Below are 23,563 nucleotides of genomic sequence, written 5' to 3'. Positions count from 1 at the left end.
TTCAGCAGATTTCGCACGGAATGGCTTTTGGTTGCGGCGCGGCTTCGCCCGTGGCGCTGTCGCGAAGCGCGGCGCTCAGCACGGTGTCTTGCCGGCGCGTCATTCGGGCCATGTCACGACAGCGAGGGCAATTGCCGGAAGCGGCTTGAACGGCGCGCGAACCGATGTGATACATGCCGTCGGACTGCCGGGCATCGGCCATCTCCTGAGGTGAACGCGGCACTCTGTCGAGCCGTCGATTTGATAGCGATACCATGAAGGATCGCGCGCAACCGTGTCAAACCAAAAGCCGTAGGCTGCCAGCAAGCGGTCTTATCAATATTCCAGACCGTCGCGGTTGCCGGTCGGTTCCGATGCGAGGCCGACGCCGCCATATCTCCGTCGTGTCGTCGCGAACGCGCGCCGCGCCTGTTCCATCGCCATTTCCTCGGTTCGGAAGAGGAGATGATCCATCACCGATGTCAGGTGCGCGCGCATTGCGGCGCGTGCGGCCGCCGGATCACGCGCGCGCAGGGCATCGACGATCGCGGCATGTTCGGCCACGACGGGCCTGACCTTGGCGTTGCGCGCCTTTGCGTGAAGCAGCGCGCATTCGGGCGACCTCGAGCGGAGATGCCATAAATCCTCGATCGTCCGCACGACGCCGGCGTTCCGTGTCGCCCTGGCAATGGCCATATGGAAATCGCGATCGGCAACCTCCGTCACTTCGGCGAGGAGGTTCTCGGTTTGCATCGCTTCGACAAGTTCATCGAGCAGCGCCACCTCGCCGTCCGTGATATGGACCGCAGCCAGCGCCGCGGCTTCGCCTTCGAACATGATGCGCGCCTCGGTGAGTTCGAACGCGGTGATGGCGAAACCCGGCTCCTCCCCCTGCCCCGGCAGCCGGCAGACATACGCACCCGAGCCGACGCGAACCTCGACGAACCCCTGAACTTCGAGCGCGATGAGTGCCTCGCGCACCGCCGGACGGCTCGCACCATATTCCAACGCAAGCTCGCGCTCGGCGGGAAGGCGGTCACCGATGCCGTAGGTCCCGGCGAGCAGTTCCTCGATCAGTTTGCGCGCCAGTCGCTGGTACAGACGATCGTTGGTCGGAGCATCGTATTTTCCAACCGCGAACAGCGCGTGCGATGCTGGAGCCTTTGGCATTGGATTACCGATCTTCCTCTTTGCGTCGATGCGGACGAGGCATGCCGTCGAGCGGAACGCCTAATATGATGTGCAATCGCATCATGTAGGGTCAAGCATCGGGGACGCCGCCGAGATAGGAAGGCGGAACGGGGACGGTACTCAGCACGAGTTTTTCGAGGACCATATTGTCGTCCAGCCTCCAGACCTTGAGGGTATGCCGTCCGACCCCGACGCTGCCCAGGCTCGTCGACAATTGCACGATGTTGTCCTTCACGGCCGCCGCCCACCGCTCCTTGTCCGCGGTGTCCGTGCCACCGCCGGTCGGTTCGAGCACGGCACGAAGGACCTGAACCGACCCGCCGTCGATCGACACGCCGATGCGCGATCCGTCACGGCCGAAGGTATCGAGGGTCGGTGCGAGATAGAGCGTCAGCGTTGCGGGGCCGGCCTTGCGCACGGTGATGTCGTATTCCAGGCACACGCCGTCTTCCGGCCGGGTCGCGGGTCGCCCCTGCGGCACGGCGATCACCGCGCCTGCCGTCCGGCCGAGGTTCGGGATCGCAGTCCAGCGCAGGCCCTTGCCGTCACGCGCCCGACTGAAGGCCGGCGCTTCTACGGAAACGATTCCGGCGTCAATGGCGGGCGACCGGACGAACACCGGTTGCCGCCGGCGCTCTGCCTCGGGCGTGTCGGCGCCGACGCGCATGATGCTCGGCATCGTCTGCCGGGTGGGATCGTTCCAGATGACGTAGCTCATATGGACCTGCGCCATCATGCCGTCCCACTTGCCGCCGTTGATGCCGTGGTATCGCTGCGTCAATTCGCCGTCACGGCGGAAGGCGGCCTCCACCTGATCGGCGAAGTAGTTCGCGCGCGGGTCGTTTCGTGCCGCCAACAGACGGTTCCAGGCGGTGTCGTAATAGAGCCGGTACAGGTTCGCGACCGCCGCGACGGGGAATTCGACAAGCTGGTAATAGGCGTCGTGCCGGTCGGGTTGCAGCGTCGCGCGGACCGCCAGCATGCGCGCCTCCAGCGCGTCCCATTCGCCGACCATCGCGCCGAACTCGCCGCCGTCGAGGCCCCCGGGCGTGACGCCGCCGATCGGGAAACTGCTTTGGTCGATCAGCTCGGGCTTACGACGCGCCACATATTTGCTGTATTTCGTGACGATCTCGCCGATCGCGTCGGCCTGGGCCGAGCCGAACGTCGCCGCCGCCCACGTGCGTGGATAGTCGGCGACCGCGGCTGGGGTCATCGCATCGGGGTTCCAGGCCTGCGCGAGGAAGAAACCGAGCGGATATTCCATCGGCTTGATGTCGCCGACATTGGCGATCCAGATCTGCGCTGCGCCGCGCCGATACGCCAGGTCCATCTGCTGCCAGACCTTCTCGATCTGGTTGGTGTTGAGCCATTTGTAGTTGCGCGGCGCGCCGACGTAATCGAAGTGGTAGTAGATGCCGTAGCCGCCCTTGCGCGGCGGTGCGGCGGGATCGGGCAGGCGGCGGATCTGGCCCCAATTGTCGTCCGAGAACAACAGCGTGACGTCGTCGGGCACCTTCATGCCGTGGTCGTAATAATCCTGCACTTCCTTGTAGAGCGCCCAGACCTGCGGCGTCTCGCTGGCGGGCTTGCCGGTGACGTCGGCGATGATCCTGCGCTGGTCGGCGACGACGCGTTCGAGCAGCCCGGTCGCGGTGCCCTCGGCCATCGCCTCGTCGCCATCGCCGCGCATGCCGACGGTTACCACGGAGTCGTAATGCTGGCCGCCGCCCTTGGCCATCATGCGCTCGATGCCGCCGCGCCAGAATTTTCGCAGATTGGCGCCGTTCCTGTCATAGTCCCATGCGCCGCCGGTGACGCCCTGATCCTCGTGCCGGTGCCATTCGGCCTGCGCGCGCAACATCGGCTCGTGGTGCGAATTGCCCATCACGACGCCCATCGCATCGGCGAGCACCATGCTTTTGGGATCGTCGTCGGCGAACGCCTTGCCCCACATGGCGGGCCACAGATAATTGCCCTTCATCCGCAGCAACAGTTCGAAGACGTGCGCGTACATGCCTGAATTGACGCCGCCGAACGCCTTTCTGGCCCAGCCGCTGAGGCACGGATCCTCGTCGTTGATGAAGAACCCGCGGTAACGGACCTTGGGCTGGTCGCGCCTGGAGCCGGCAGGGATCAGCACGTCGCGCTGGCGGCGGACCGGCACGTCGGCGAACCAGTGCCAGGGCGAAACGCCGATCCGCTCGGACACGTCATAGGTGCCGAACACCGCGCCGCGCCGGTCCGACCCGACGATGACCAGCGCGCGCGCCACGCCCGGCATCGGATCGTCGACCACGATCTGGCGAAAGGCTTCCCATTCGCCACGGATATCCGCAGCCGCGATTCTGCCGGCCGCGACCAGGCGATCGATCACGGCGCTGTGTCCGAGCACGCCGATGATTACCGCAGGCCCCCGCACCGATCCGCTAGCGCCGTCGACCAGCCGCGCCGCAGTGCCGCTGACTCGCTCCAGATCCTTGGCGAAATCGGTCGCGACGTGGCGGACCGCGCTGTCGGCGTCGGCATCGATCAGGATCGCCGCCGGCATGCCCTTGGCGATCAGTGGAAACGCGGTGCGCGGGTCGGGTGCCGGATCCTGTGCTCCCGCGCCGAACACGGGTGCGGGCAGCGCTGCGAGCGCAGCGCTGAACGCGGCGCCGCCCATCGCCGCGCCCATCATGGTGCGGCGTGATACGGCCTGTGTCATCGGACGAGCACGGGCACCACGCCCCCGTGCGCTTGCGTGATGTCGAACCCGCGCATGCGCCGATCGAACCGCACTGCGGCGGCCAGCGGAGAGGGCAACAGCCCGGCGGCGACCGCGCCGCCCCTCATGTTGCCCCATATGTCGCGGCGCATGATCATCAATTCGTCTCCGCGATCTTGGGGCGAGCCGGGTATGACCTGTCGCCCAGACGGGGCGGTCGCATCACGACCGCCCCGAACTTGCCACCTAGAACGTGCCGCGCAGACCGATCAGGAACTGGCGACCCGGCTTGTACTGCGTGAAGGTCGCGTTCTCGAACTGGAAGTACGACCGCAGCGTCGCATCGGTGAAGTTCGCGACGTTGATCGTAAGCTGTGGCGCACCCGCGAGACCGAAGATCTTGTCCAGATCGAACGACGACGAGAAATCATACGTCGTATAGTCGGTGCCGAACAACGCCGCCGCCGGGATGCCGTTCTGCGCCGCACCGCTGTTCTGCGAGCCTTCGCGCGACGTCGTCGACACGCGCAGCATCACGCCGTTCTTCTCGTAATAGCCGGTGATGTTGTAGGTGAACGGTGCCACGCCGAACGCCTGGGCCGGACCGTCGCTGCGCTGATCGACGACCGTCGCGTTGGCGTTGAAGCCGAAGCCGGTGACGCCGATGTGCTTGGTGATGAAGTCGAGCGGCTGGACCCACTGGAATTCGAGGCCGTTGATCGTCAGCTTGTTGGGCACGTTGACCTGCGACGTGACCTGCACCTGCGCGGCGCTGGGGCCACCACGCGAGTTCAGCGCGATCTGCTGTGTCGGGTTCAGCGTATCGTAGGTGATGCCATATTGCGCCAGATCGGCGAACGGCACCGTGCTGATGAACGTGTTGGTGAAGCCCTCGATCGACTTGCGGAAGGCGTTGAAGCTGACCACGCCCTCGCGGCCGGTGTAATATTCGAAGCCCAGATCGAGGTTGGTCGAGAGATAGGGCTTCAGCGCGGGGTTGCCGATCGTGGCCTGGTCCGCCGAGGGGGCGCCGAAATTGACGCCCGGCAGCTGCGCGGACGGATCGGGGCGGGTCATCGTCCGCGAACCGGCCACGCGAACCACGGCGTGCTCGCTGACGTCGTAGGCGAAGGTCGCGGCCGGCAGCCATTTCGCATAGACGTTGCGCGTCGAGACGTTGCTGACGAGGTTCGGATAGCGGCTGCCGTCGGGCAGTGAGGCCCCGGTCGATGTCGTGTTGCGCGGATCGGGCAGCGACACGCGCCCGGTGATCGTCTGGATCGTGTTGACGTAGCGCACGCCGACGTTGAACCGCAGCATGTTGCCGCCCAGTTCCTGCTCGCCGTTCACCGTCGCGAATGCCGATTTGACGACTTCGCGGATCGCACCGCCGCTGGCACCCGTGTTGGCAGCACCGGTTTCCGGGGCGTTGTCGTGATAGAAATCATAGTTGCTGGCGGCCGCGAACTTCGGCCAGTCGACCGTCACGAACCCTGCCGGACCGGGCGTCAGATAGGTGGGCGCGGCCGAAGTCGGGATCAGCGACCCCCCATAGCTCACCGGCCCGGTCATGCCCGCGGTCGATCCGGTGCCATAGCCAGGATAGGTCGGATAGCCGGCCGGAGCTGCGCCGGGCGCGTTCAGGCCTTCGCAGGGCGGTTGCGAATTCGGCGAGCCAACAAAGACGTTGGGATTGTTGCCGCAGACCGCGTTCTGCCATGCCTGGCTGTTGTCGTAGCCGCGGATTCGACGGAACACGTCGTCGAACGCACCGCCGACCTTCAAATTAAGGGCCTTGCTGCCCCAGGTAAGATCGCCGCGCGCACCCTTGCTCGTGTTCAGCCGCCGCTCGTCCTGGATATTGACGCGGCTGCCTGCGTTCCAGCCGAAATTGGCCGGATCATTGAGGTCCAGCCCGCTCTGGATGGTCGGGATACCGCCGTCGTTAGTGTAGGTGACCGTGTTACCAACACCCAGCGGCGTCGTCAGGCCGACCGACGGGCTTTCGCGGTGGAACGTCGAGCGCGCATAATTGCCTTGGAGGTTGAGCTTCAGCGTGTCCGAAATCTCCCATTCGCCGCCGGGATTGATGCTGAAGAGCTTCGTCGTCTCGGTATAGGGGCGGAATTCGTTGAAGAACTGCGCGTTGGCGAAGGTGCCGCCGGTGACGACGCAGCCGACCGTGCAATCCGCCTTGTCGAACGTCAGGTTCGTCGGAATGATCGCGCTGTTGCGGACGATCCACGCGACATTCTCGCGGATCAGCTCGTTCTTCTTGTACCCGTACAGGCCGTCGATGTAGAAATGCAGCGTATCGGTCGGCTGCCATTCCGCGCTCATGATCGCATTGATGCGATCGCGGGGACCGCGGATGCTGGTCGAGCGCCCGAGCCGCGGCAGCAGCGCGTTGTCGATCTGCTGGATCGTCGCACCGGGGTTGTTCGCGAGCAGGAACGCGCTGGTGATCGGCGTGCCGGCGACCAGGCCCGCGCCAGCGCCGACGGGCACCGTCGCCGGGATCGTCCAGTTGCCGCCGGCGGTCGAGTTGCAGCCCGTCGCCGCACCGCATTGCGCCGCGGTCAGGGCCGGATTGGTATAGCCGATCGTCTCGAAGCCGCGCGTGTCGGTGAACAGGCGCTGTGCCGAGACGCCTGCGAGGATGCCGAACGTATCGTTGCGCCAGCTGCCGATCAGCGAGCCACGCGCGCCGATCCGGTCCTCGGGCGACTGCTTGGTCCCCTGTACGTTATAGGCGAGGAACGAGGTCGCACGATCGAACGGCCGCGCCGACCGCAGATCGATATTGCCCGCCGCGCCACCTTCGAGAAGATCGGCCGTATAGCTCTTGTTGACGGTGAGCTTGGTGAACAGGTCGGTCGGGAAGAAGCTCAGGTCGACCGAGCGATCGGTGCCCTGCGCATCGGTCGCGCCCGAGGATGCCACCGCGATCGTCGCGCCGTTGAGCGTCACGTTGGTGAAGTTCGAGCCAAGCCCGCGGATCGCGACGTTCGTCCCCTCACCCGTCACGTCGCGCGTGATCGTGATGCCGGGAATGCGGTTGAAGGATTCGGCGATGTTCGTGTCGGGGAACTTGCCGATGTCTTCGGCGAAGATCGAGTCGGTGAAGCCCGTCGCGGCACGCTTTGCATTGGTCGACTTGGCGAGACTGGAGCGATAGCCGGTGACGACGATGTCGGCACTGTCCGTCGCGTCGACGGTGCCCGGAACCTGATCGGCGCTGGGCAAGCTCGCGGCGGGTGGCGTCGCGGCGGTGGGTGCAGCAGGCTCCGCTGCGGCAGGCGCGGCGTCCTGGGCTACGGGCGGTGACGGATCCTGCGTCGGCGGTATGGTCTGCGCCGTCGCCATGGTCGCACACAGCGCTGCCATCGTCGTCGCGCACAACAACGCCGCGCGCGTCAAACGAGGTACCGTTTTATAAGGTGTCATGAACAGGATCCTCTCTGAACCTCACCAGCGTTGCGGCGAGAAAGCTTTTTTTGGTCGTTGGGAGTTCGGACGGACGTCAGGCGTCGAGAAGCACGAGGTGCCCCGGCATGGTGTTTGCAAAAAAATGACGCGCCAAGACCATCCGACTCCCGATCACGCCTGTCTTAAGCAGGCCGTTGATAGCGGTACCTTAGGCAGGTTGGTGACCAAGTCAAAGCCTTTCGGCATGGCCAATTTTGGTCAGCGATCGGATCGCGTGCGGGCGCCGAGCAGATACCCCGATTTTAGTCTGTATTACCAATTACGCTATGCTAAATACGTGGTGCCTTTGCGGCATACCCTCATCCTCAGGCTGGCCTCGCGCCGGCCTTTTTTTTTTGAATCGCAACGAGTCTTCGCGGCATGCGAATCAGGTGCGACGGATGTCAGAACCGGTAGCGTTATGAGACCGCTCTCACGCGCGCTGCGTGTCCACTCGTTTCGCGCCGCTGGAGCCGATCGTCACGCGTGCCGCTCGGTGCCGGATGGCATGCTCCGGCGGGTGCAGGCGATCAGGTATCCGAGCCTTCGGTCAACTCGACGACTTCGAAGGCGTATTTGGCCCAGCCGCGCTGCCTGGCGGCCTCGGCCGCTGCGGCCTGCTTGCCGATCGCTTCCTTGTGCGAAGCGCAATGCCCCCAGAAAACGTCCGTCTTCCCATTCTGGAGAACGGCGACGATGCGCCAGAAATGCGTGAACGGCGCGGCGGTGGGACCGATCGTCTTCACATAGCCGTCGGGCATCACCGCGGTCAGGTAGCGCTTCTTTCTCGCCATCGCGTTCCGATAGCCGCGTCGTCACCGGTTGGCATCCGTTTTTACGATACGCTCGCCACCAGTCGACATCGCCGACATTGGCGTTCGGAAGGCTGGCGGACGTTTTGCGACCACGCCGCAACGGATCGGTATCGATGTGCCCGATATCCACGTTGGTACGTTCTCGCATCAACGGTGACAGCCAAGGACCATATATGACGACCTATCCTTTGAGTGAACCGGCGACGATCTACGCCGACGAAGCGGCTGGCGACGCGACGTCGGACGTGGTCGGCCAGGGAACGCTGGAAGAGTGCGTCGATATCGTTGCCGCGCTGTCGGCAGACCAGCAGAAGTCGGTTTCGATCCGCATGGATGCTCTCGACCTGAAGTTCGGACCGCTGGAAATCGGCGAACTCCTGCGCTTTCTGCGCGAGGAAAGCGGGGGTCTGTCGAATAAGGCGATCACGGAAATCAAGACCTCAGGTTCGTGACGGCCGAGCGCGTGGCAACATCCGGGTCACCCGGACTGGATACGGCCTTGTTCCTTTTACAAGGCTGACGGTCGTTCAGGTCCGCGTCGACATGCCAGCGGCTCAAGCAGACTGCCCCCTGCCCCGAAGCTCTCGGCACTTATTCACGTCAAACGTACAATCGTCATTCCTGCGCAGGCGGGAACTCCCATTGGCAAACCCCGCAACCTAATCGCGACCTACTGAGCATCTGGGTCCCCGCCTCCGCGGGGATGACGGAGTTTACACGTCGTTCCGAAGACCCGCGCGCGTCAATGCAGCTTGAGCCGCGGCCGGACGATCTTGTTGACGTGGCCGACGACGATCAGCGCGCTGCCCTTGAGCCAGCCGTGGATCGCGACGAGATGCATCCGGTACAGCGACAGGTACACGAACCGCGCGAGCCGCCCCTCGACCGCCAGCTTGCCGCCGACGAGGTTGCCCATCAGCGTACCGACCGTCGAGAACCGGCTGAGCGACACCAGCGACCCGTGATCCTTGTAGACGAAGGCGCGCGGCGGCTTGTCGGCCATCATCCGGTTGAGATTGTCGAACACCGCCGACGCCATCTGGTGCGCGGCCTGTGCGCGTGGCGGCACGGGACGATCGCGACCGGGCAGCACGCACGACGCGCAATCGCCCATCGCGAAGACCCGGTCGTCAATCGCGGTCTGGAGGGTCGGGGTCACGACGATCTGGCCACCGCGCGACAGTTCGAGGCCATCGAGCCCGCCGGGAATCGCCGCCGCCTTCACGCCCGCCGCCCAGACCTGGAGATCGGCGTCGATCCGGTCGCCCTTGCCGGTCGTCATGCCGGTGCGATCCGATGCCGTGACGGGCGTGTCGGTGAGAACGCGCACCCCGAGCACCTCGAGTTCGCGCTGCGCCGCCGCCGCCAGCCGCTCGGGGAGCGCCGGCAGGATGCGCGGCCCCGCCTCGATCAGCGTCACGTCGAGGCGGCTGCCGTCGAACACCTCCAGGCCGTAATAGCCGAGTGCGGCGGCGGCGTTGAAGAGTTCAGCGGAGAGTTCGACGCCGGTCGCGCCGCCGCCGACGATCGCGACGCGGACGCGCGCGTTGCTGGCGGGATCGGTGGTCATGGTGCGCGACACGCGGAGGCACTGGTCGAGCAGGCGATCGCGGAACCGGTCGGCCTGCGCACGGCTGTCGAGGAAGGTGCAGTGCTCCGCGACGCCGGGCGTGCCGAAATCATTGGTCACCGAGCCGTAGGCCAGCACCAGGTAATCGTAGCGGATCGCGTGCGCGGCGATCACCTCGCGGCCATCCTCGTCGAGCACCGGCGCGAGATGGACCTGCCGCGCGGTGCGGTCGATCGCGGCCAGCGCGCCATAGAAGAAGCGATAGCCCCAGCGGTGGCAATGGCTGCGATAGCCGACCTCGTCCATGTTGGCGTCGAGCGAGCCGGTCGCGACCTCGTGCAGCAACGGCTTCCAGATGTGCGTGCGGTTGCGATCGACGACGATGATGTCATGCCGCTTGCGCCCGTAGCGTGCGCCGAGCCGGGTCGCGAGTTCGAGCCCCGCCGCACCGCCGCCGACGATGACGATCTGGATCTTGTTGCCGGTCATGATGCGATACCTTGCGAAATGCGGCCAGCGAACCCGCCGGCCGGTCGTGCGTGCGTGCGTGCGTGCGTGGCAAGCGCGACCGGGACCGCCAAGACCTCGCCGTGCCAGGCAGTGTTGCCAGACGCAGCGAGGCCTTCTCAACGCGGCTATAGCCGAAGCGCGCGACGAACGCGCCCTGTCGAGTTCGCTCCGATCTACCGGACGATCAGAGCGCGCCGGTGAACAGCAGTTTCCGGGCGTCGGGCGCGATCTGGTTGGCGGCACCGAGGCGTTCGATCAGCTGCGCCGGACGGCTGCCGCGCAGGCCGGCGGTCGTCAGCGTCTTGTCGCGGACATAGGTGTAGACGCCGCTGACGGCGAACGCCGCGACATGGCCGACATGTGCCTTCTGATCCTCGATCGTGCTCTGGAACAGTTCCGATGCGAAGAACTGGCGACGGGTCATCGGCGTCTCGAAGGCGAGTTCGAGGATCGCGACGTGCGCGCGTTCGGGCGGTACTTCGTGGCCGACGTTCGGCGCTGGCGGTGCGGGGTTGGCGTTGTCGTAGCGGTCGGGCTGGTGGAGCCGGACCTTGAGCACCGCCGGATCGCCGGCCAGCGTCTCAGCGAACCCCCGCATGAACTTCGCGAAGTCGGCGGGGTCGGTTTCCCCCGCGCCGAAATGGACGTGGATCCGGTCGAGCCCGTCATCCTCGTTCGGGATCGGGTCCGCGACGCGATCGACGAGCGTGGTCGAGCCCGTTGGCAAGGCATAGGCGATCGTCGCCGCGAACATGTTCTGTTCGTCGGCGAACAGGATCGGGCACGCATCGTTGAACGCATCCTGGTCGGCCTGCGTCGCGAAGCCGATCTCCACGCCGCCGTCGAGCACATAGTCGTCGAACGGTGCGATGCCGTCGATCGCGGGCCAGAGATGCGCGTCCTGCTCGCGGTTGAAGTGGTTCTGAACGTACCAGCCGAGCCCTGGAATGCGCGAGCAGAGCGGCCCGTGGACGTCGCGCCAATAGGTCGCGAACACCGCGTGCGGGACGCTCGGGCGACGCAGGACGGTGGTGTAGGAATTGATCGCGATGCTGGCGTCGCGTTCCGCATAGTCGTCGGTGATCGCGATCTTGGTCATGGGATGATCCTTGGATGCGTGTCGGTAACGGCCGAAGCCGGGGCTATGTTCAGGAAAGCGGGGTTCAGGCTTGCCCGCGCGGCGGGACGATCGTCGGGAAATGCGGCAGGACATGCGTTGCGAGTTCGTCGGCGACCTCCGCGAACGGCCGCTGCAACGGCTTGGGATTGAGCGCGACATGGTTCACGCCCTCGTCCCGCTGGCGTTTCCACATCTCGATCAGCGCGTTGCGGCCGCTGCGGATGCCGCCGCGCGCGAACTGCAGCGGCGCGGTCGGGTCCGCGAGCAGATCGAACATCGCGCCATAGCCATAGGGCTTGAACGCCTGTGTCGCGGTCGCCTGCCGCCACCGGGAAATCACATCGGGTAGGCGCGCGGGATCGCTCAGATGCCAGATCCAGCCGTCGGCATTCTCCCCGATCCAGTCGAGCGTCTGCCCGGCCCGGCCGATTGCCAGGATCGGCAGTCGCGGACCGACCGGCTTGGGTATCAGGTCGAGCGAGCCGTCGAGTTCGCCGTGCTGCGTCGAGCGATGCGTCGCGAACGCCTGTTCGGTCGACGCCTTGATGATCGCCAGCGCATCGCGGTACCGCTCGGCGCGTGTATCGATATCGCGACCGAACGCCTTGAACTCGGACGGACGATCGCCGGTCGACAGGCCGAGCAGGAAGCGCCCGCCGGACAGCTGGTCGATGCTCGTCGCCTGCTTGGCGACCGCCAGCGAATCGCGCAGTGGCAGGACGATGCCGGCGGTGCCGATCGCGACGTTGCGCGTCTTGCCGGCAAGCCAGCCCGCATACACCATCGGATCGATGATCTGGCCGACGTCGCCGAAACCGGGATCGTAGAACGGCACGTCGCGCAGCCAGATCGCGGCGAACCCGGCCGCATCGACCAAAGCGACCATCTCCTCATGCCCCGCCAGCGTCGGCCAGGGTGCGGTCGGATATCCCTCCAGCGGGGCGATGAAGCCGATCGTCAGCTGCCCCGGCTGGAACACCCGCGCATAGGCAGGGTGCCCGGCCAGATCGGGGGCGATGGCAGTCTGCGCGGTCATGCGTCCGCCCCCTTCGCTTTCAGGCGCGCGACGAACGGGATCATCGACGCGCCGACCAGCGCGATAAAGGCGGCGACGTAGCCGATCGTGGCGAGCCCCCAATGCTGGATCACCGCGCCGCCGATCACCGCGCCGAGGCCGATCCCCGCATTCGCCATCGAGACGTTGAGCGTGCCCGCAAGCGCCTGCGCATGCGTCGCCGACTGCATCACGCGCACCTGGCAGATCGGATACAGCGCGGTGTTGGCGAGACCCCAGACCGCCAGCGCGACGACCAGCCAGCCGTGATGGAGCGCCAGCGGCGTGGTCGCGGCGATGCCGAGGGCGAGCACCAGCAGCGCGATCAGCGTCACGTTCAGCGGATTGCGCGCGACGAAATACCCGCCCAGCCAATTACCCGCGAGACCGACGACCCCGAAGCCCATCAGCCACCAGCCGACCTGACCCACCGAGATCAGCGCGATGTGCTCGAGCGTGTCGGCGAGATAGGTGTAGGCGGTGAACATCGCGGTGAACACGACCACCGACAGCACGACGTTGCCGAGGAAGAACGGATCCTTGAGGATGCGGGCTTGGTCCGCGAGGCGGACGCGCTTCGGCCGTGCGAGCGTCGGCATGACCGCGAGCAGCAGCACCGCCATCACCAGCGACAAGCCGGACAGCCCCCAGAACGTCCCGCGCCAGCCGAACGCGTTCGACGCGAGCGTGCCGAGCGGAATGCCGAACACCATTGCTCCGGAAATGCCGAGATAGACGTTGGCGACCGCCTTGCCGGCCTTTTCGGGTCCGGCCAGCTCGCCTGCGGTCTCGCTCGCGGTGCCCCAGAATACCGGCAGCGCTAGCGCGGGCAGGAAGCGCCCGAGCCCCAGCACCCAAATATCGGGCGCGGCAGCCGCCAGCGCATTGGACGCGGCGAAGATCAGCAGGATCACGACGAACAACCGCTTGCGCTCGAAATGCGAGAGCATCGCGGTCAGGACCGGACCGAACAGCATCACCGTGAAGGCGAACAGCGTCACCAGTTGTCCCGCGGCGGAGATCGAGATCCCGAGATCGCGCGACAGGCTGGGCAACAGGCCGACGATGATGAATTCGGTCGTGACGATCACGAACGCGGATACCGCCAGCAACAGGACGGCCAGGCCATTGCCCGGCGCGGTGGCCTCCATCGATCGGGTGGGTGGGTGCTGGACGGAAACGGGCATCGGCGGAACTCCTGTTGAAGCTCGCCTACATAAGAGCGATCGAAATTCACGCTTGCGGCATTAATTCCGCATTGTCGCGACGGATATTCCGCAATACGCTTACCGCATGATCCCATCCGAACGCCTGAAGGGCATCGAGGCGTTCGTCGTCTCCGCCGATACCGGTAGCTTCACCGCCGCCGCGGAACGCCTGAACCTGACCAGTTCGGCGATCAGCAAGGGCGTCGCCCGGCTCGAGGCGCGGCTCGGCAGCCGGCTGTTCGAGCGGACCACGCGCCGGCTTGCGCTCACCGACCAGGGCGCGGCGTTCTATTCCACCTGCGTGCGCGTGCTGGCCGAGCTGGGCGACGCGGAGGCGGTGCTCGCCGCGCACAAGACCGAGCCCGTCGGCCGGTTGAAGATCAACGTGCCGGTCGCGTTCGGGCGAATCCAGGTGATGCCGGTGCTGCTGGATTTCTGCCGCCGCCACCCGAACCTTCGCCCGGAGATCAGCTTCAACGACCGGTTCGTCGATCTGATCGAGGAAGGCGTCGACGTCGCCGTCCGGATCAGCGCGTCGGACGTCGGCGGTAACGGCCTAGGACGCCGCGCGCTCGGTCACGAGCACCTCGTCTTCTGCGCCGCACCCGCCTATCTCGCGCGCTGTGGTACGCCCATGTCGGTCGAGGCGCTCGCCGAGCACGACTGCATCCTGTACGGTCGCGGGGACGGCAGCACGATCGACTGGCGCTTCGGCTATGACGGCGGCACCGTCGAGCAGCGGACGATGACCGGCCGGATGACCCTGGGCAGCGCCGAGGCGCAGGTCGGCGCGATCCGGGCCGGGTTCGGTATCGCCCAGCTCGCGACATGGCTGATCCGGGACGAACTCCGCCGCGGCGAGCTGGTCGAGATATTGCCCGGGCACGCGACTGCGGGACTGCCGCTGCACCTCGTCTGGCCGCGAAGTCGCCAGCTCAACCCCAAGGTCGACGCGTTCGTCGAGGCGCTGGCGGACGGTCTGCGGATCGACTGAAATTGGGCCCGCGTTGCATCCGCTTGCCTATGCCTGTTGTTCCGGTGGCCGACAGCACGAAAGTCGGGTCGTTGGACGGGGTTACTGCGATCGCGTCGTTTCAGGACGGCGGATGACGGCGGGGGCATAGCGTTTGCCGTGACGCGGATGAGGAAGCGGACGAAGCGCGGGGGGCGTTGATGCCTTCGACCTCGAACCTTGGAGGATCTGGTGGCGCGTTGCTCGACGATCCTTCGATTTGGACGGGCCTGTACGGGCGAATGCTGGAGGCGTGGTGGGCTTAGGATGGTCGGCCTGGGATAGGGTGCAAGCATCCGAATTCCCCCCTCCCTGGAAGGGAGGGGCCGGGGGTGGGTCGGCTCGGGGCTGGCCGAACGTTCCCTCGAAACCGACCCACCCCCTGCCCCTCCCTTCCAGGGAGGGGAGTTTGGACGGCGCGCACCTTTTAGCGAGGAAGTTTCGACGACGCCCCCTTTCGGAAACGGGGCCGACAGACTCCCTCGTCCGTTCAGAGACGAGCGTTTCGATGGAAATCGCCTCCGCCAGGGACAGGTTTCGGCGGAGCATTCGTGACGGTGCCGGCCTGCGACAACCCGCGTTGTATAAAGTCCCCGGGGCGCTCGCATCGCCGAACGCCGGGGTGAAGCTGCGCGAACTGACGGCAGGGTCTGGTAGCGGGGTCTGGCAGTCGGCGGACGGGGGTTTGCCCGTCCGCCGGCCGGTTCAGCTACGGATGAACGCCAGGATATCCGGGTTCAGCACGTCGGCGTGGATCGTCGCCATGCCGTGGGGATAGCCGGGATAGGTCTTGATCGAGCCGTTCTTGAGCAGCTTGACCGCCATCCGCCCGGTCGTGTCGATCGGACAGACCTGATCGTCCTCGCCGTGCAGGATCAGCACGGGCTGGTCGATCGATTGCAGGTCGGCAGTGAAGTCGGTGTCGGCGAAGGCGGTGATGCAATCATATTGCGCCTTGATGTCGCCGACCATCGCCTGCCGCATCCAGTTTGCGGAGACCGCGGGCAGCACCTTCGCGCCGGGGCGGTTGAACCCGTAGAACGGCCCGGTCGCAAAGCCGTTGTAGAAGTCCGCGCGGTTGGTGGCGGTGCCGGTGCGAATACCCTCGATCGCCTCGGGCGGGACGCCGTTGGGATTGTTCGGCGAGCGCGTCAGGCGCGGCGGGATCGCGCCGATCAGCACGGCCTTGGCGACGCGGCCGTTGCTGCCGTATTTCGCGACGTAGCGGATCGCCTCGCCGCCGCCGGTCGAGTGACCGATATGGATCGCGTTGCGCAGGCCCAGATGCGCGGTGACCGCGGCAACGTCGGCGGCATAGGTATCCATGTCGTTGCCCTTGGAGGCGGGACTCGACCGACCATGCCCGCGACGGTCGTGCGCGACAACGCGGTAGCCCTGCTGCGAGAAGAACATCATCTGCGCGTCCCAGTCGTCGCCGCTGAGCGGCCAGCCGTGATGGAACACGATCGGCTGACCCGCGCCCCACTCCTTGTAGAAAATTTCGGTGCCATCCTTGACGGTTATCGTGCTCATGGTCGCATCTCCAGCGGCAGGTTGAACATGTTTCAGCGGACCGGCCATGCTTTCGCCAGCAATCGCGAGCGCGGATACGATCGCGGTTCCCAAAAGAATATCGCGTCGCGAACCACTGATAAGTGGCTGTATTTCGGAATGCTTGGGCTCCGGCATGGTCTGATCCCCGAATAGTGTCGGCGTTGTTGCCGTCGGGGGTGTATTAACTTGGATCTAGCAGCGGCGTGATCGGTCGAACCGACAAAATGCGGGGGAAAATTGACACATGGCGACCGAACCCATTCCCGCATCCCGTCCGATCGAGATCGCGATCGTCCTGCGCGCGAAGGTCATGCTCGGCATCGTCCACGGCCTGACCGACCTGTTCCGCATCACCGACGACCTGAGCCGGTTGCGCCTCGGCGTGGATGCGCCCGTCGTCCGGCTCAGCCATTTCGCGGATACCGGCGCCGGCGGGATCATGCGCACCTTCGACACGGTTTCGGACGCGACCGGTGGATCGTCATCCGACGTGCCGGACGTGATCATCATTCCGCCCTGCGAAACCGCGGCACTCGGCATCGAGACGGATCGCAGATGGTCGGATTGGCTGACGGCGCGTCATGCCGAGGGAGCCGTGCTCGGATCGATCTGTGGCGGGACGTTCCTCCTCGCGCAGACCGGACTGCTCGATGGCCGCCGCGCCACCACGCACCTGATCTGCGCACCCGACCTGGCGAGCATGTTCCCCGCCGTGCACGTCGATTTCGACGCGCTGCTGACCGAGGAGGACGATTTGATCACCGTCGGCGGCGTGATGGCATGGACCGATCTCGGGCTGGTGATCGTGCGGCGCTTGCTGGGGGCCGTCGCGATGATGGAGACGGCGCGGTTCATGATGATCGATCCGCCGGGTCGGGAACAGCGTTTCTACAAGATTTTCGCGCCGGACATGACGCACGGCGATGCAGCGATCCTGAAGTCGCAACGGCAATTGCACGCGCACGGACCGCTCAATGCCAATGTCACCGACATGGCCGGCTGGGCAGGCTTGGAACTGCGGACGTTTGCGCGCCGGTTTCACGGCGCCACCGGTCTGCGGCCGAACGAATATCACCAGCGCCTGCGGATCGAGAAGGCGCGCGACCTGCTGGAAAACACGCGGGCATCGATCAGTCAGGTGGCGAACGACGTCGGGTACGGCGATCCGGCGTCGTTCCGCACGACCTTCGCAAAACTGACGGGTCTCAGCCCGAGCGACTATCGCAAACGGTTCGGGCATGGCGGCGTGGCACACAAACGGTAACGGCTTTCCGCATTGACGCAGTGCAGCATAAAACCTACCTGCCCGCGCTCAGGACGCTAAGCCCTACCAGGCGCAGCTTTAGCTCAGCGCTGGAGGCGCCGCGTGACAATGACCATGACTTTCGCCGATCTCTCGCTCGCGCCCACCTTGATGCAGGCGCTCGCCGAGCAAGGCTATACCCACCCGACGCCGATCCAGGCGCAGTCGATCCCGATGCTGCTGGACGGTCGCGACATGCTCGGCATGGCGCAGACCGGCACCGGCAAGACCGCCGCCTTCGCGCTGCCGCTGCTCCACCGCCTTGCCGCCAACCCTCGCCCGGCGCCGAAGGGTGGCGCGCGCGTGCTGGTGCTCGCGCCGACGCGTGAACTGGTGTCGCAGATCGCCGCCGGCTTCGAGAGCTTCGGCCGGCACATCAAGCCGAGCGTGATGACGATCTTCGGCGGCGTCAGCCAGTTCCATCAGGTCAAGGCGCTCGAGGGCGGTGTCGACATCATCGTCGCCGCGCCGGGCCGCCTGCTCGATCTGGTCGAGCAGGGCCTTTGCGACCTGTCGCAGCTCGAGGCGCTGGTGCTCGACGAGGCCGACCAGATGCTCGACATGGGGTTTGCCAAGCCGATCGAGCGGATCGTCGCGACGCTGCCGACGGATCGCCACACGCTGCTGTTCTCGGCGACCATGCCGAAGTCGATCGCCGCGCTGGCCGAGAGCCTGTTGCGCGATCCGGCGAAGGTCGAGATCGCCCCGCCTTCGACCACGGTCGACCGGATCGACCAGTCGGTGATGTTCCTCGACGCCGCCGACAAGAAGGCGGCGCTGCTGGCATTGTTGCAGACGCCGAACATGGGCCAGGCGGTCGTCTTCACGCTCCAGAAGAACATCGCGAACGACGTCTGCGCGTTCATCGGCGAGGCGGGCATCACCGCCGAGGCGCTGCACGGCAACAAGTCGCAGGGCCAGCGCGAGCGGGCGCTAGACGCGTTCCGCGCCGGGACCGTCCAGGTGCTGGTCGCGACCGATATCGCAGCGCGCGGCATCGACGTGGACACGGTGACGCACGTGTTCAACCACGACCTGCCGAGCCTGCCGGAAAGCTATGTCCACCGGATCGGCCGCACCGGTCGCGCCGGGCGCAGCGGTTTCGCGGTCACCTTGTGCGATGCCGAGCAGCGCGCGTGGCTGCACGACGTCGAGCGCGAGATCGGTCGCACGTTGACCGTGCAGGACGATCACGAATGGCATTGCGAAGTCGCGCGCCACTCGACCAAGCGCGCGCCGGTACTGGGCGGTGGCCCGGTCAAGCAGGTCAAGCCGGCGAAGCCCGCGCGCGAGCGGAAGGTCTGGACCGAGGAAGAGAAGCTCGCCGCGCGGATGGCCGCCAAAGCGGCCTGACAGGAATTTGGATAGCGGTGCTCCTGTCGCTAGAGACGACGGCACGAGCATCGCAGATACAGCCGGGATCCGTACGCATGGCGCGCAAGCATTCGAAGCATGGTCCCTATGAGGACGTACGGAGCGAGGACGAGGCTCCGCCGCCGGTCGTCGCCTGCTGGCTGTGTGGGCGTCCCACCGGCCAGACGATCGTCTGGCATCACCCCGTGCCGAAGAGCCGGGGCGGTCGCGATGTCGTACCGATGCACCCGATCTGCCAGCAGACGCTGACGGCCAATTTCACCAACTCCGAATTGCAGCGCCACGGAATGGACGTGGAGGGACTGCTCGCGCATCCCGCGGTGCGCAAGTTCGTCGACTGGGTCGCGAACAAGGACCCGGACTTCACCGCCACGACGACGAAGAAACAGCGCTAGCGGGTCGGCTTCGGCGACGCGGCGGCGTCCCGGATGCGGGAGTTCAGAGGCAGCGCCCCGAGCGCCTCGATAGTTCGATCGACCAGCGCCCGGACATCCCCGACCTCGGCGAACAACGCGTCATAGGCAGCGTCGATCAGGGCGCTGCAGGCCTCGAACTTCGCGAGTTGCTCGCGCCCCTCGTCGGTAAGCCGGAATATCCGCCGGCGTGCGTCCTGATCGTCATCGCCCTGCCGGATAAGGCCGAGACTGACGAGCTTTGGTATCTTCTGCATCACCAGCTGATGCGAGTGGCCGAGTTCCCGAGCCAGATCCGAAGCGGATGCCGTTTCGAGCTTTGCCAGGACGGTCATCAACGAGCAGGAGCGAACCGGGATGACGATCCCCCTGTCGTCGAAAACAGCCTTGGATTGGTCCGCGATTAGGACGCTCAGCCGTTCGACCGTGCGGCCGAGAAACGCGCTGTCGTCGATCGCCGCGGGCTTTCGCGTTCGCTCAGTCAAGGCGCTGATACGTCTGGATTGTGCCGTCCTTGTTCAGTCGCTCCAGCGTGACGGATTTGCCGCGCCCGGAGGTCAGCCGATATCGGAAATCGGAGACGCCCTCTACTGCAAACAGGTTCGGACCGATTGGTTGCAGGGCAACGCGTAGACGCTTGCGCCACACGTAGAAGAGCGTGCCGTTCTCGAGGGTGAGTTCGCGCCCCTCGTATTTTCCGACAGCCTTTCGGACGAGAGCGGCATCAGCCTGCGGATGCTCGATCGCCGCGGTCAGCGTCGGCAACAGCCAGGTATAGTCGGCAGCCTTTGCGGCATCGGTCTTGGACAGGTTTTCTAACGCCAGCTTGTGCGCGAGGGGCAGCGCCTGGATCGAGGAGCTCGGCAGGTCCGGCGCCACGCCGACGCCCTCGAAATCGCCATGATCGACAGGGTCGCGGATCTGGCCGATCGGTACCTGCACGAAAAAATCGTCGTCGATCGGTTTCCGCGCGACGGGGTGCGCGCCGCCCGCGGTCCGCTCGCCGATCAGCGTCGCGCGGCCGAGCTTTTTCATCGCGTAGGAAAACCATTCCGCCGACGAGAACGATGCCGATCCCGTCAGGATATACAGCGGCTTGTCGACCATGCGCTTACCCGGCAGTCCGGGTAGCACCCACTGCCCGCGCGCGATGCGTTTGCCATCCTCGTTGTAATTGTAATCGAAGAGCAGCTGGTCCTTGTCGCTGGGGAAGAAATAACTCGCCAGCAACTGCGCCATCTCCAGGTATCCGCCATTATTGTAGCGCAGATCGATGATCACGGCGTCGCTGTTCTCGACGAAGCGCATCGCCGCCGCTGCCGCATCATAGGCAAGCTCCGGATTCGCGAAGTAGCTGAAGCGGACATAGCCGATATTGCCGCTCAGATGGCCGACCTCGTCGAAGCCGAAATTGCTTTTCTCCAGTTCGGCCAATTCCTCCTGCCGGAGTTTGGCCTTCGCCGCCGGCAGAGCCTTGGTGCGATAGTCGGCGACCCATTTCGGATCGACGCCGACGAAGAAGTGCAGATCGCCGGTGAGAGCCAGGAGATCGTCGGTCAGCCGCTTCGCGAACGCCTCCTTGGTCGTGATCGAAGCGTAATCGCCCTTCGCGAGATGCTCGCGGAGCGCCGGTTCGATCTTCCGCGCGACGTCCGGAAACACGTAGTTCGCATCCAGGGTTGTCGAGAGCGACGCGACGATCGCGGCCTTTTCGGCCTGCGATACGGTGGGACCGCTCGCGAACGCGCTCGTGCCGCACAGGAGCGAGGCGGTGACGAACATTGGAAGCATTGATAATCGGCCGCGCATTTCGGTGTGTCCTCGATCTGGAGCGACATATACAACATGTTGCGCAACATATAGCAACAGGCCCTCCGACGGAGAAGATAATTGAGGACCGGACGCCGCCGTGGCCATTATTGCAAACCTGCTACGATCGCGATTGCCCGGGCGCACCGGTTGCGCGTAGCTTCGCGGCAACATTTCCGGAAAGCGCCCCCATGAACCTGAAATTCGCCCTGCTCGCCCCCATCGCGCTCGCGACGATCGCGTCCGCCCAGGACAGGACTGCGCCGGTCGGCGGTGACATTCCCGCCAAGTTCGTGCCGCCCACTGCCGCGCAGGACTATGTGAAGCGCGAGGTCATGGTGCCGATGCGCGACGGGACGAAGCTGTACACGGTCATCGTCTATCCCAAGGGCGTCACCAATGCGCCGATCGTGCTGACCCGCACGCCGTACAACGCCAAGGGGCGCGCGAACCGGTCGGACAGTTCGAGCATCCTCGCCACCCTGCCGCTCGCCGACGAGATGTTCGTGAAGGCGGGCTATATCCGCGTCTATCAGGACATCCGCGGCAAATACGGGTCGGAGGGCGACTATGTCGTCACGCGTCCGGTCATCGGCCCGCTGAACCCGACCAAGGTCGATCACGTCACCGACGCCTACGACACGATCGACTGGCTGGTGAACAAGGCGAACCTGCCCGAGAGCAACGGCCGGGTCGGGATGATCGGCTCTTCGTACGAGGGCTTCACCGTGGTCATGGCGCTGCTCAATCCGCATCCCGCGCTGAAGGTCGCGGCGCCGCAGAGCCCGATGATCGATGGCTGGATGGGCGACGACTGGTTCCATTACGGCGCGTTCCGCCTCGCCAACATCGCCTGGCTCGGCAGCCAGACCGGCTACAAGGGCGCGGGCAAGGCCCCGCCGACCGGCGGCTATGACGATTACGAGAATTTCCGCGAGGTCGGCTCGGCGGGCGATTGGGCGAAGAAATCCGGCTATGACCAGCTTCCCTATTGGCAGCGGATGGTGTCGCACCCCGCCTATGACGGGTTCTGGCAGGGCCAGGCGCTCGACAAGTTGCTTGCCGCCAACCCGTCGAACGTGCCGACGATCTGGGAACAGGGCCTGTGGGACCAAGAGGACATGTACGGTGCGATCACCGCGTGGGAAGCGCTGAAAGCCAAGGGCAAGATCGGCAACAACCACCTCGTTATGGGCCCGTGGCGCCATAGCCAGGTCAATCGCGAAGGCCGCAGCCTCGGGCCGTTCCAGTGGAATGGCGATACGGCGCAGCAATATCGCGAGAGCATGATCCTTCCCTATTTCAACCAGTATCTGAAAGATGGCCCAGCCACCGCCCTGCCCGCCGCCCTGCCCGCCGCCGCGATCTACAACACCGGCGAGAACCATTGGGATAACCTCGCCACCTGGCCGCTCGCCTGCGAGACCGGGTGCGCGTCGCCGCTGAAGCCGATCTACCTCCAGGCTGGCGGCGGGCTAGGCTTCGGCAAGGCGGCGACCGGCGGCGACAGCTATGTGTCCGATCCCGCCAAGCCTGTCCCGCATCTGCCGCGTCCAGTGAACTTCGGTGACGGGCGCTGGGGCGACTGGCTGGTCAGCGACCAGCGCGGCGTCGATGGCCGTCCCGACGTCATGACCTACACGACCGAAGTGCTGACCGCACCGGTCCGCGTATCGGGCGCGCCGATCGCGGACATCTTCGCCAAGACGACCGGCACCGACGGTGATTTCGTCGTGAAGGTTATCGACGTGTATCCGGCCGAGAACGCGACCGATCCGAAGATGGGCGGCTATGAACTGCCGATCAGCCTCGACATCTTCCGTGGGCGCTATCGCCAGAGCTTCGCCAAGCCGACCGCGATCCCGGCGGGCAAGGTGCAGGAATACAAGTTCCGCCTGCCGACGGTGAACCACGTCTTCCAGCCTGGCCACAAGATCATGATCCAGGTGCAGTCGAGCCTGTTCCCGCTTTACGACCGCAACCCGCAGACCTTCGTGCCCAACATCTTCCTCGCCAAGAAGGCCGATTACCAGAAGGCGACGGTGACGATCGTTCGCGGCGATGGCGGAGCGAGCGCGGTGTGGCTGCCGGTCGTGCCGGTCGACCAATCGGCGGCCATGGCGAAGTAACTGCGCCGAAGTCACGGCGCCGAAGTCACTGCGCCGAAGTCACTGCGCGGAGCGGGGATGCGATCGGGGAACGGTGCCGCGCCGGTTGGCGTGGCCTGGATCGCCGTCGCTTGATCGCGACGGGCGGCCGGAAAGCTCGACGTTGGACTTCCGGGACGTCTTTCCGGCCGACAATGCCCCCGCCTACCCATGTGACAAACATGAGTTAGAATGAGTAATGATAACCTATATTATCCGATTGTAAGAAAAATCATCGGAATTCTGCGAACATTCCGACCCATCAATTCTTCAATTTGCTTGGCACGCATTGCAATTCCGGCCACCTGTTTGAAATTACGCGCCAT

General features: G+C 65.4%; 19 protein-coding genes. 6 read left to right on the top strand and 13 right to left on the bottom strand.

Annotated features, from left to right (window positions below):
• Window position 1: 1 nt before the first annotated feature.
• The 6 genes from NLI89_RS04430 to NLI89_RS04405 all read right to left on the bottom strand — a co-directional run bounded on the left by NLI89_RS04430 (window position 2) and on the right by NLI89_RS04405 (window position 8,142).
• The gene (locus NLI89_RS04430; protein WP_254685922.1) at window positions 2-202 is read right to left on the bottom strand and encodes a hypothetical protein; all 201 of its coding nucleotides are present in this window, start codon (window positions 200-202) and stop codon (window positions 2-4) included.
• A 113-nt stretch (window positions 203-315) separates the two neighbouring features.
• The gene (locus NLI89_RS04425) at window positions 316-1,149 is read right to left on the bottom strand and encodes a FadR/GntR family transcriptional regulator (protein WP_254685921.1); all 834 of its coding nucleotides are present in this window, start codon (window positions 1,147-1,149) and stop codon (window positions 316-318) included.
• A 91-nt stretch (window positions 1,150-1,240) separates the two neighbouring features.
• Complete coding sequence (locus tag NLI89_RS04420) at window positions 1,241-3,880, bottom strand: glycosyl hydrolase 115 family protein (RefSeq protein ID WP_254685920.1); 2,640 nt, start codon at window positions 3,878-3,880, stop codon at window positions 1,241-1,243.
• A complete protein-coding gene (locus tag NLI89_RS04415) occupies window positions 3,877-4,038 on the bottom strand; it encodes a hypothetical protein (protein WP_254685919.1) in 162 nt (53 codons plus the stop codon). Before NLI89_RS04415 ends, NLI89_RS04420 begins: the two co-directional genes overlap by 4 nt.
• An 88-nt stretch (window positions 4,039-4,126) precedes the next feature.
• Entirely contained in the window at window positions 4,127-7,327 is a 3,201-nt protein-coding gene (locus tag NLI89_RS04410; RefSeq protein ID WP_254685918.1) for a TonB-dependent receptor, read from the bottom strand.
• A gap of 551 nt (window positions 7,328-7,878) precedes the next feature.
• Window positions 7,879-8,142, bottom strand: coding sequence for a hypothetical protein (locus NLI89_RS04405; protein ID WP_254685917.1), 264 nt, complete (start codon window positions 8,140-8,142; stop codon window positions 7,879-7,881).
• Window positions 8,143-8,336: 194 nt separating this feature from the next.
• Here NLI89_RS04405 and NLI89_RS04400 point away from each other — a divergent pair, with 194 nt between their 5' ends.
• Complete coding sequence (locus NLI89_RS04400) at window positions 8,337-8,615, top strand: hypothetical protein (RefSeq protein WP_254685916.1); 279 nt, start codon at window positions 8,337-8,339, stop codon at window positions 8,613-8,615.
• Window positions 8,616-8,905: 290 nt separating this feature from the next.
• Here the strand turns inward: NLI89_RS04400 and NLI89_RS04395 are convergent, their stop codons facing one another.
• The 4 genes from NLI89_RS04395 to NLI89_RS04380 all read right to left on the bottom strand — a co-directional run bounded on the left by NLI89_RS04395 (window position 8,906) and on the right by NLI89_RS04380 (window position 13,604).
• Complete coding sequence (locus NLI89_RS04395; RefSeq protein ID WP_254685915.1) at window positions 8,906-10,222, bottom strand: NAD(P)/FAD-dependent oxidoreductase; 1,317 nt, start codon at window positions 10,220-10,222, stop codon at window positions 8,906-8,908.
• Between the two features lie 205 nt (window positions 10,223-10,427).
• The gene (locus NLI89_RS04390) at window positions 10,428-11,342 is read right to left on the bottom strand and encodes a hypothetical protein (protein WP_254685914.1); all 915 of its coding nucleotides are present in this window, start codon (window positions 11,340-11,342) and stop codon (window positions 10,428-10,430) included.
• Window positions 11,343-11,406: 64 nt separating this feature from the next.
• Window positions 11,407-12,399 (bottom strand): LLM class oxidoreductase, encoded by a 993-nt coding sequence (locus NLI89_RS04385; RefSeq protein WP_254685913.1) that lies wholly within the window; start codon window positions 12,397-12,399, stop codon window positions 11,407-11,409.
• Window positions 12,396-13,604, bottom strand: a complete 1,209-nt coding sequence (locus NLI89_RS04380) for an MFS transporter (RefSeq protein WP_254685912.1) — start codon at window positions 13,602-13,604, stop codon at window positions 12,396-12,398. Before NLI89_RS04380 ends, NLI89_RS04385 begins: the two co-directional genes overlap by 4 nt.
• A 106-nt stretch (window positions 13,605-13,710) precedes the next feature.
• Between NLI89_RS04380 and NLI89_RS04375 the strand changes: the two genes are divergently transcribed.
• Entirely contained in the window at window positions 13,711-14,619 is a 909-nt protein-coding gene (locus tag NLI89_RS04375) for a LysR family transcriptional regulator (RefSeq protein ID WP_254685911.1), read from the top strand.
• A 723-nt stretch (window positions 14,620-15,342) separates the two neighbouring features.
• Here NLI89_RS04375 and NLI89_RS04370 read toward each other — a convergent pair.
• Window positions 15,343-16,170, bottom strand: coding sequence for an alpha/beta fold hydrolase (locus NLI89_RS04370; protein ID WP_254685910.1), 828 nt, complete (start codon window positions 16,168-16,170; stop codon window positions 15,343-15,345).
• Window positions 16,171-16,435: 265 nt separating this feature from the next.
• Here NLI89_RS04370 and NLI89_RS04365 point away from each other — a divergent pair, with 265 nt between their 5' ends.
• The 3 genes from NLI89_RS04365 to NLI89_RS04355 all read left to right on the top strand — a co-directional run bounded on the left by NLI89_RS04365 (window position 16,436) and on the right by NLI89_RS04355 (window position 19,263).
• On the top strand, window positions 16,436-17,455 hold the full coding sequence (locus NLI89_RS04365; protein ID WP_254685909.1) for a GlxA family transcriptional regulator: 1,020 nt from the start codon (window positions 16,436-16,438) through the stop codon (window positions 17,453-17,455).
• A 108-nt stretch (window positions 17,456-17,563) separates the two neighbouring features.
• Window positions 17,564-18,847 carry a DEAD/DEAH box helicase gene (locus tag NLI89_RS04360; RefSeq protein WP_254685908.1) on the top strand — a complete coding sequence of 428 codons (1,284 nt, stop codon included), beginning with the start codon at window positions 17,564-17,566 and terminating at the stop codon, window positions 18,845-18,847.
• A 77-nt stretch (window positions 18,848-18,924) separates the two neighbouring features.
• Window positions 18,925-19,263 (top strand): hypothetical protein, encoded by a 339-nt coding sequence (locus NLI89_RS04355; protein ID WP_254685907.1) that lies wholly within the window; start codon window positions 18,925-18,927, stop codon window positions 19,261-19,263.
• Here NLI89_RS04355 and NLI89_RS04350 read toward each other — a convergent pair.
• Window positions 19,260-19,616, bottom strand: coding sequence for a MarR family winged helix-turn-helix transcriptional regulator (locus NLI89_RS04350; protein WP_254685906.1), 357 nt, complete (start codon window positions 19,614-19,616; stop codon window positions 19,260-19,262). The genes NLI89_RS04355 and NLI89_RS04350 overlap by 4 nt on opposite strands.
• A gap of 142 nt (window positions 19,617-19,758) precedes the next feature.
• Window positions 19,759-21,072, bottom strand: coding sequence for a S41 family peptidase (locus tag NLI89_RS04345; RefSeq protein WP_254685905.1), 1,314 nt, complete (start codon window positions 21,070-21,072; stop codon window positions 19,759-19,761).
• Window positions 21,073-21,281: 209 nt separating this feature from the next.
• On the opposite strand from NLI89_RS04345, the gene NLI89_RS04340 reads away from it, so the two are divergent.
• A complete protein-coding gene (locus tag NLI89_RS04340; RefSeq protein ID WP_254685904.1) occupies window positions 21,282-23,219 on the top strand; it encodes a CocE/NonD family hydrolase in 1,938 nt (645 codons plus the stop codon).
• Window positions 23,220-23,563 lie beyond the last annotated feature (344 nt).

It is taken from the genome of Sphingomonas faeni (assembly GCF_024273235.1).
Classification (GTDB): Bacteria; Pseudomonadota; Alphaproteobacteria; order Sphingomonadales; family Sphingomonadaceae; genus Sphingomonas; species Sphingomonas faeni_A.
The sequence above is the reverse complement of the archived record's forward strand: the minus strand, read 5'-3'. Positions and strand labels throughout refer to the sequence as shown.

Excerpts from the sequence above, each read along its gene's own strand:
- NLI89_RS04375 (WP_254685911.1), top strand. The coding sequence starts at position 13,711 with ATGATCCCATCCGAACGCCTGAAGGGCATCGAGGCGTTCGTCGTCTCC.
- NLI89_RS04340 (WP_254685904.1), top strand. The coding sequence starts at position 21,282 with ATGAACCTGAAATTCGCCCTGCTCGCCCCCATCGCGCTCGCGACGATC.
- NLI89_RS04425 (WP_254685921.1), bottom strand. The coding sequence starts at position 1,149 with ATGCCAAAGGCTCCAGCATCGCACGCGCTGTTCGCGGTTGGAAAATAC.
- NLI89_RS04400 (WP_254685916.1), top strand. The coding sequence starts at position 8,337 with ATGACGACCTATCCTTTGAGTGAACCGGCGACGATCTACGCCGACGAA.
- NLI89_RS04365 (WP_254685909.1), top strand. The coding sequence starts at position 16,436 with ATGGCGACCGAACCCATTCCCGCATCCCGTCCGATCGAGATCGCGATC.
- NLI89_RS04415 (WP_254685919.1), bottom strand. The coding sequence starts at position 4,038 with ATGATCATGCGCCGCGACATATGGGGCAACATGAGGGGCGGCGCGGTC.
- NLI89_RS04360 (WP_254685908.1), top strand. The coding sequence starts at position 17,564 with ATGACCATGACTTTCGCCGATCTCTCGCTCGCGCCCACCTTGATGCAG.
- NLI89_RS04345 (WP_254685905.1), bottom strand. The coding sequence starts at position 21,072 with ATGCTTCCAATGTTCGTCACCGCCTCGCTCCTGTGCGGCACGAGCGCG.
- NLI89_RS04390 (WP_254685914.1), bottom strand. The coding sequence starts at position 11,342 with ATGACCAAGATCGCGATCACCGACGACTATGCGGAACGCGACGCCAGC.
- NLI89_RS04420 (WP_254685920.1), bottom strand. The coding sequence starts at position 3,880 with ATGACACAGGCCGTATCACGCCGCACCATGATGGGCGCGGCGATGGGC.
- NLI89_RS04380 (WP_254685912.1), bottom strand. The coding sequence starts at position 13,604 with ATGCCCGTTTCCGTCCAGCACCCACCCACCCGATCGATGGAGGCCACC.
- NLI89_RS04395 (WP_254685915.1), bottom strand. The coding sequence starts at position 10,222 with ATGACCGGCAACAAGATCCAGATCGTCATCGTCGGCGGCGGTGCGGCG.
- NLI89_RS04385 (WP_254685913.1), bottom strand. The coding sequence starts at position 12,399 with ATGACCGCGCAGACTGCCATCGCCCCCGATCTGGCCGGGCACCCTGCC.
- NLI89_RS04350 (WP_254685906.1), bottom strand. The coding sequence starts at position 19,616 with ATGACCGTCCTGGCAAAGCTCGAAACGGCATCCGCTTCGGATCTGGCT.
- NLI89_RS04405 (WP_254685917.1), bottom strand. The coding sequence starts at position 8,142 with ATGGCGAGAAAGAAGCGCTACCTGACCGCGGTGATGCCCGACGGCTAT.
- NLI89_RS04355 (WP_254685907.1), top strand. The coding sequence starts at position 18,925 with ATGGCGCGCAAGCATTCGAAGCATGGTCCCTATGAGGACGTACGGAGC.
- NLI89_RS04370 (WP_254685910.1), bottom strand. The coding sequence starts at position 16,170 with ATGAGCACGATAACCGTCAAGGATGGCACCGAAATTTTCTACAAGGAG.
- NLI89_RS04430 (WP_254685922.1), bottom strand. The coding sequence starts at position 202 with ATGGCCGATGCCCGGCAGTCCGACGGCATGTATCACATCGGTTCGCGC.
- NLI89_RS04410 (WP_254685918.1), bottom strand. The coding sequence starts at position 7,327 with ATGACACCTTATAAAACGGTACCTCGTTTGACGCGCGCGGCGTTGTTG.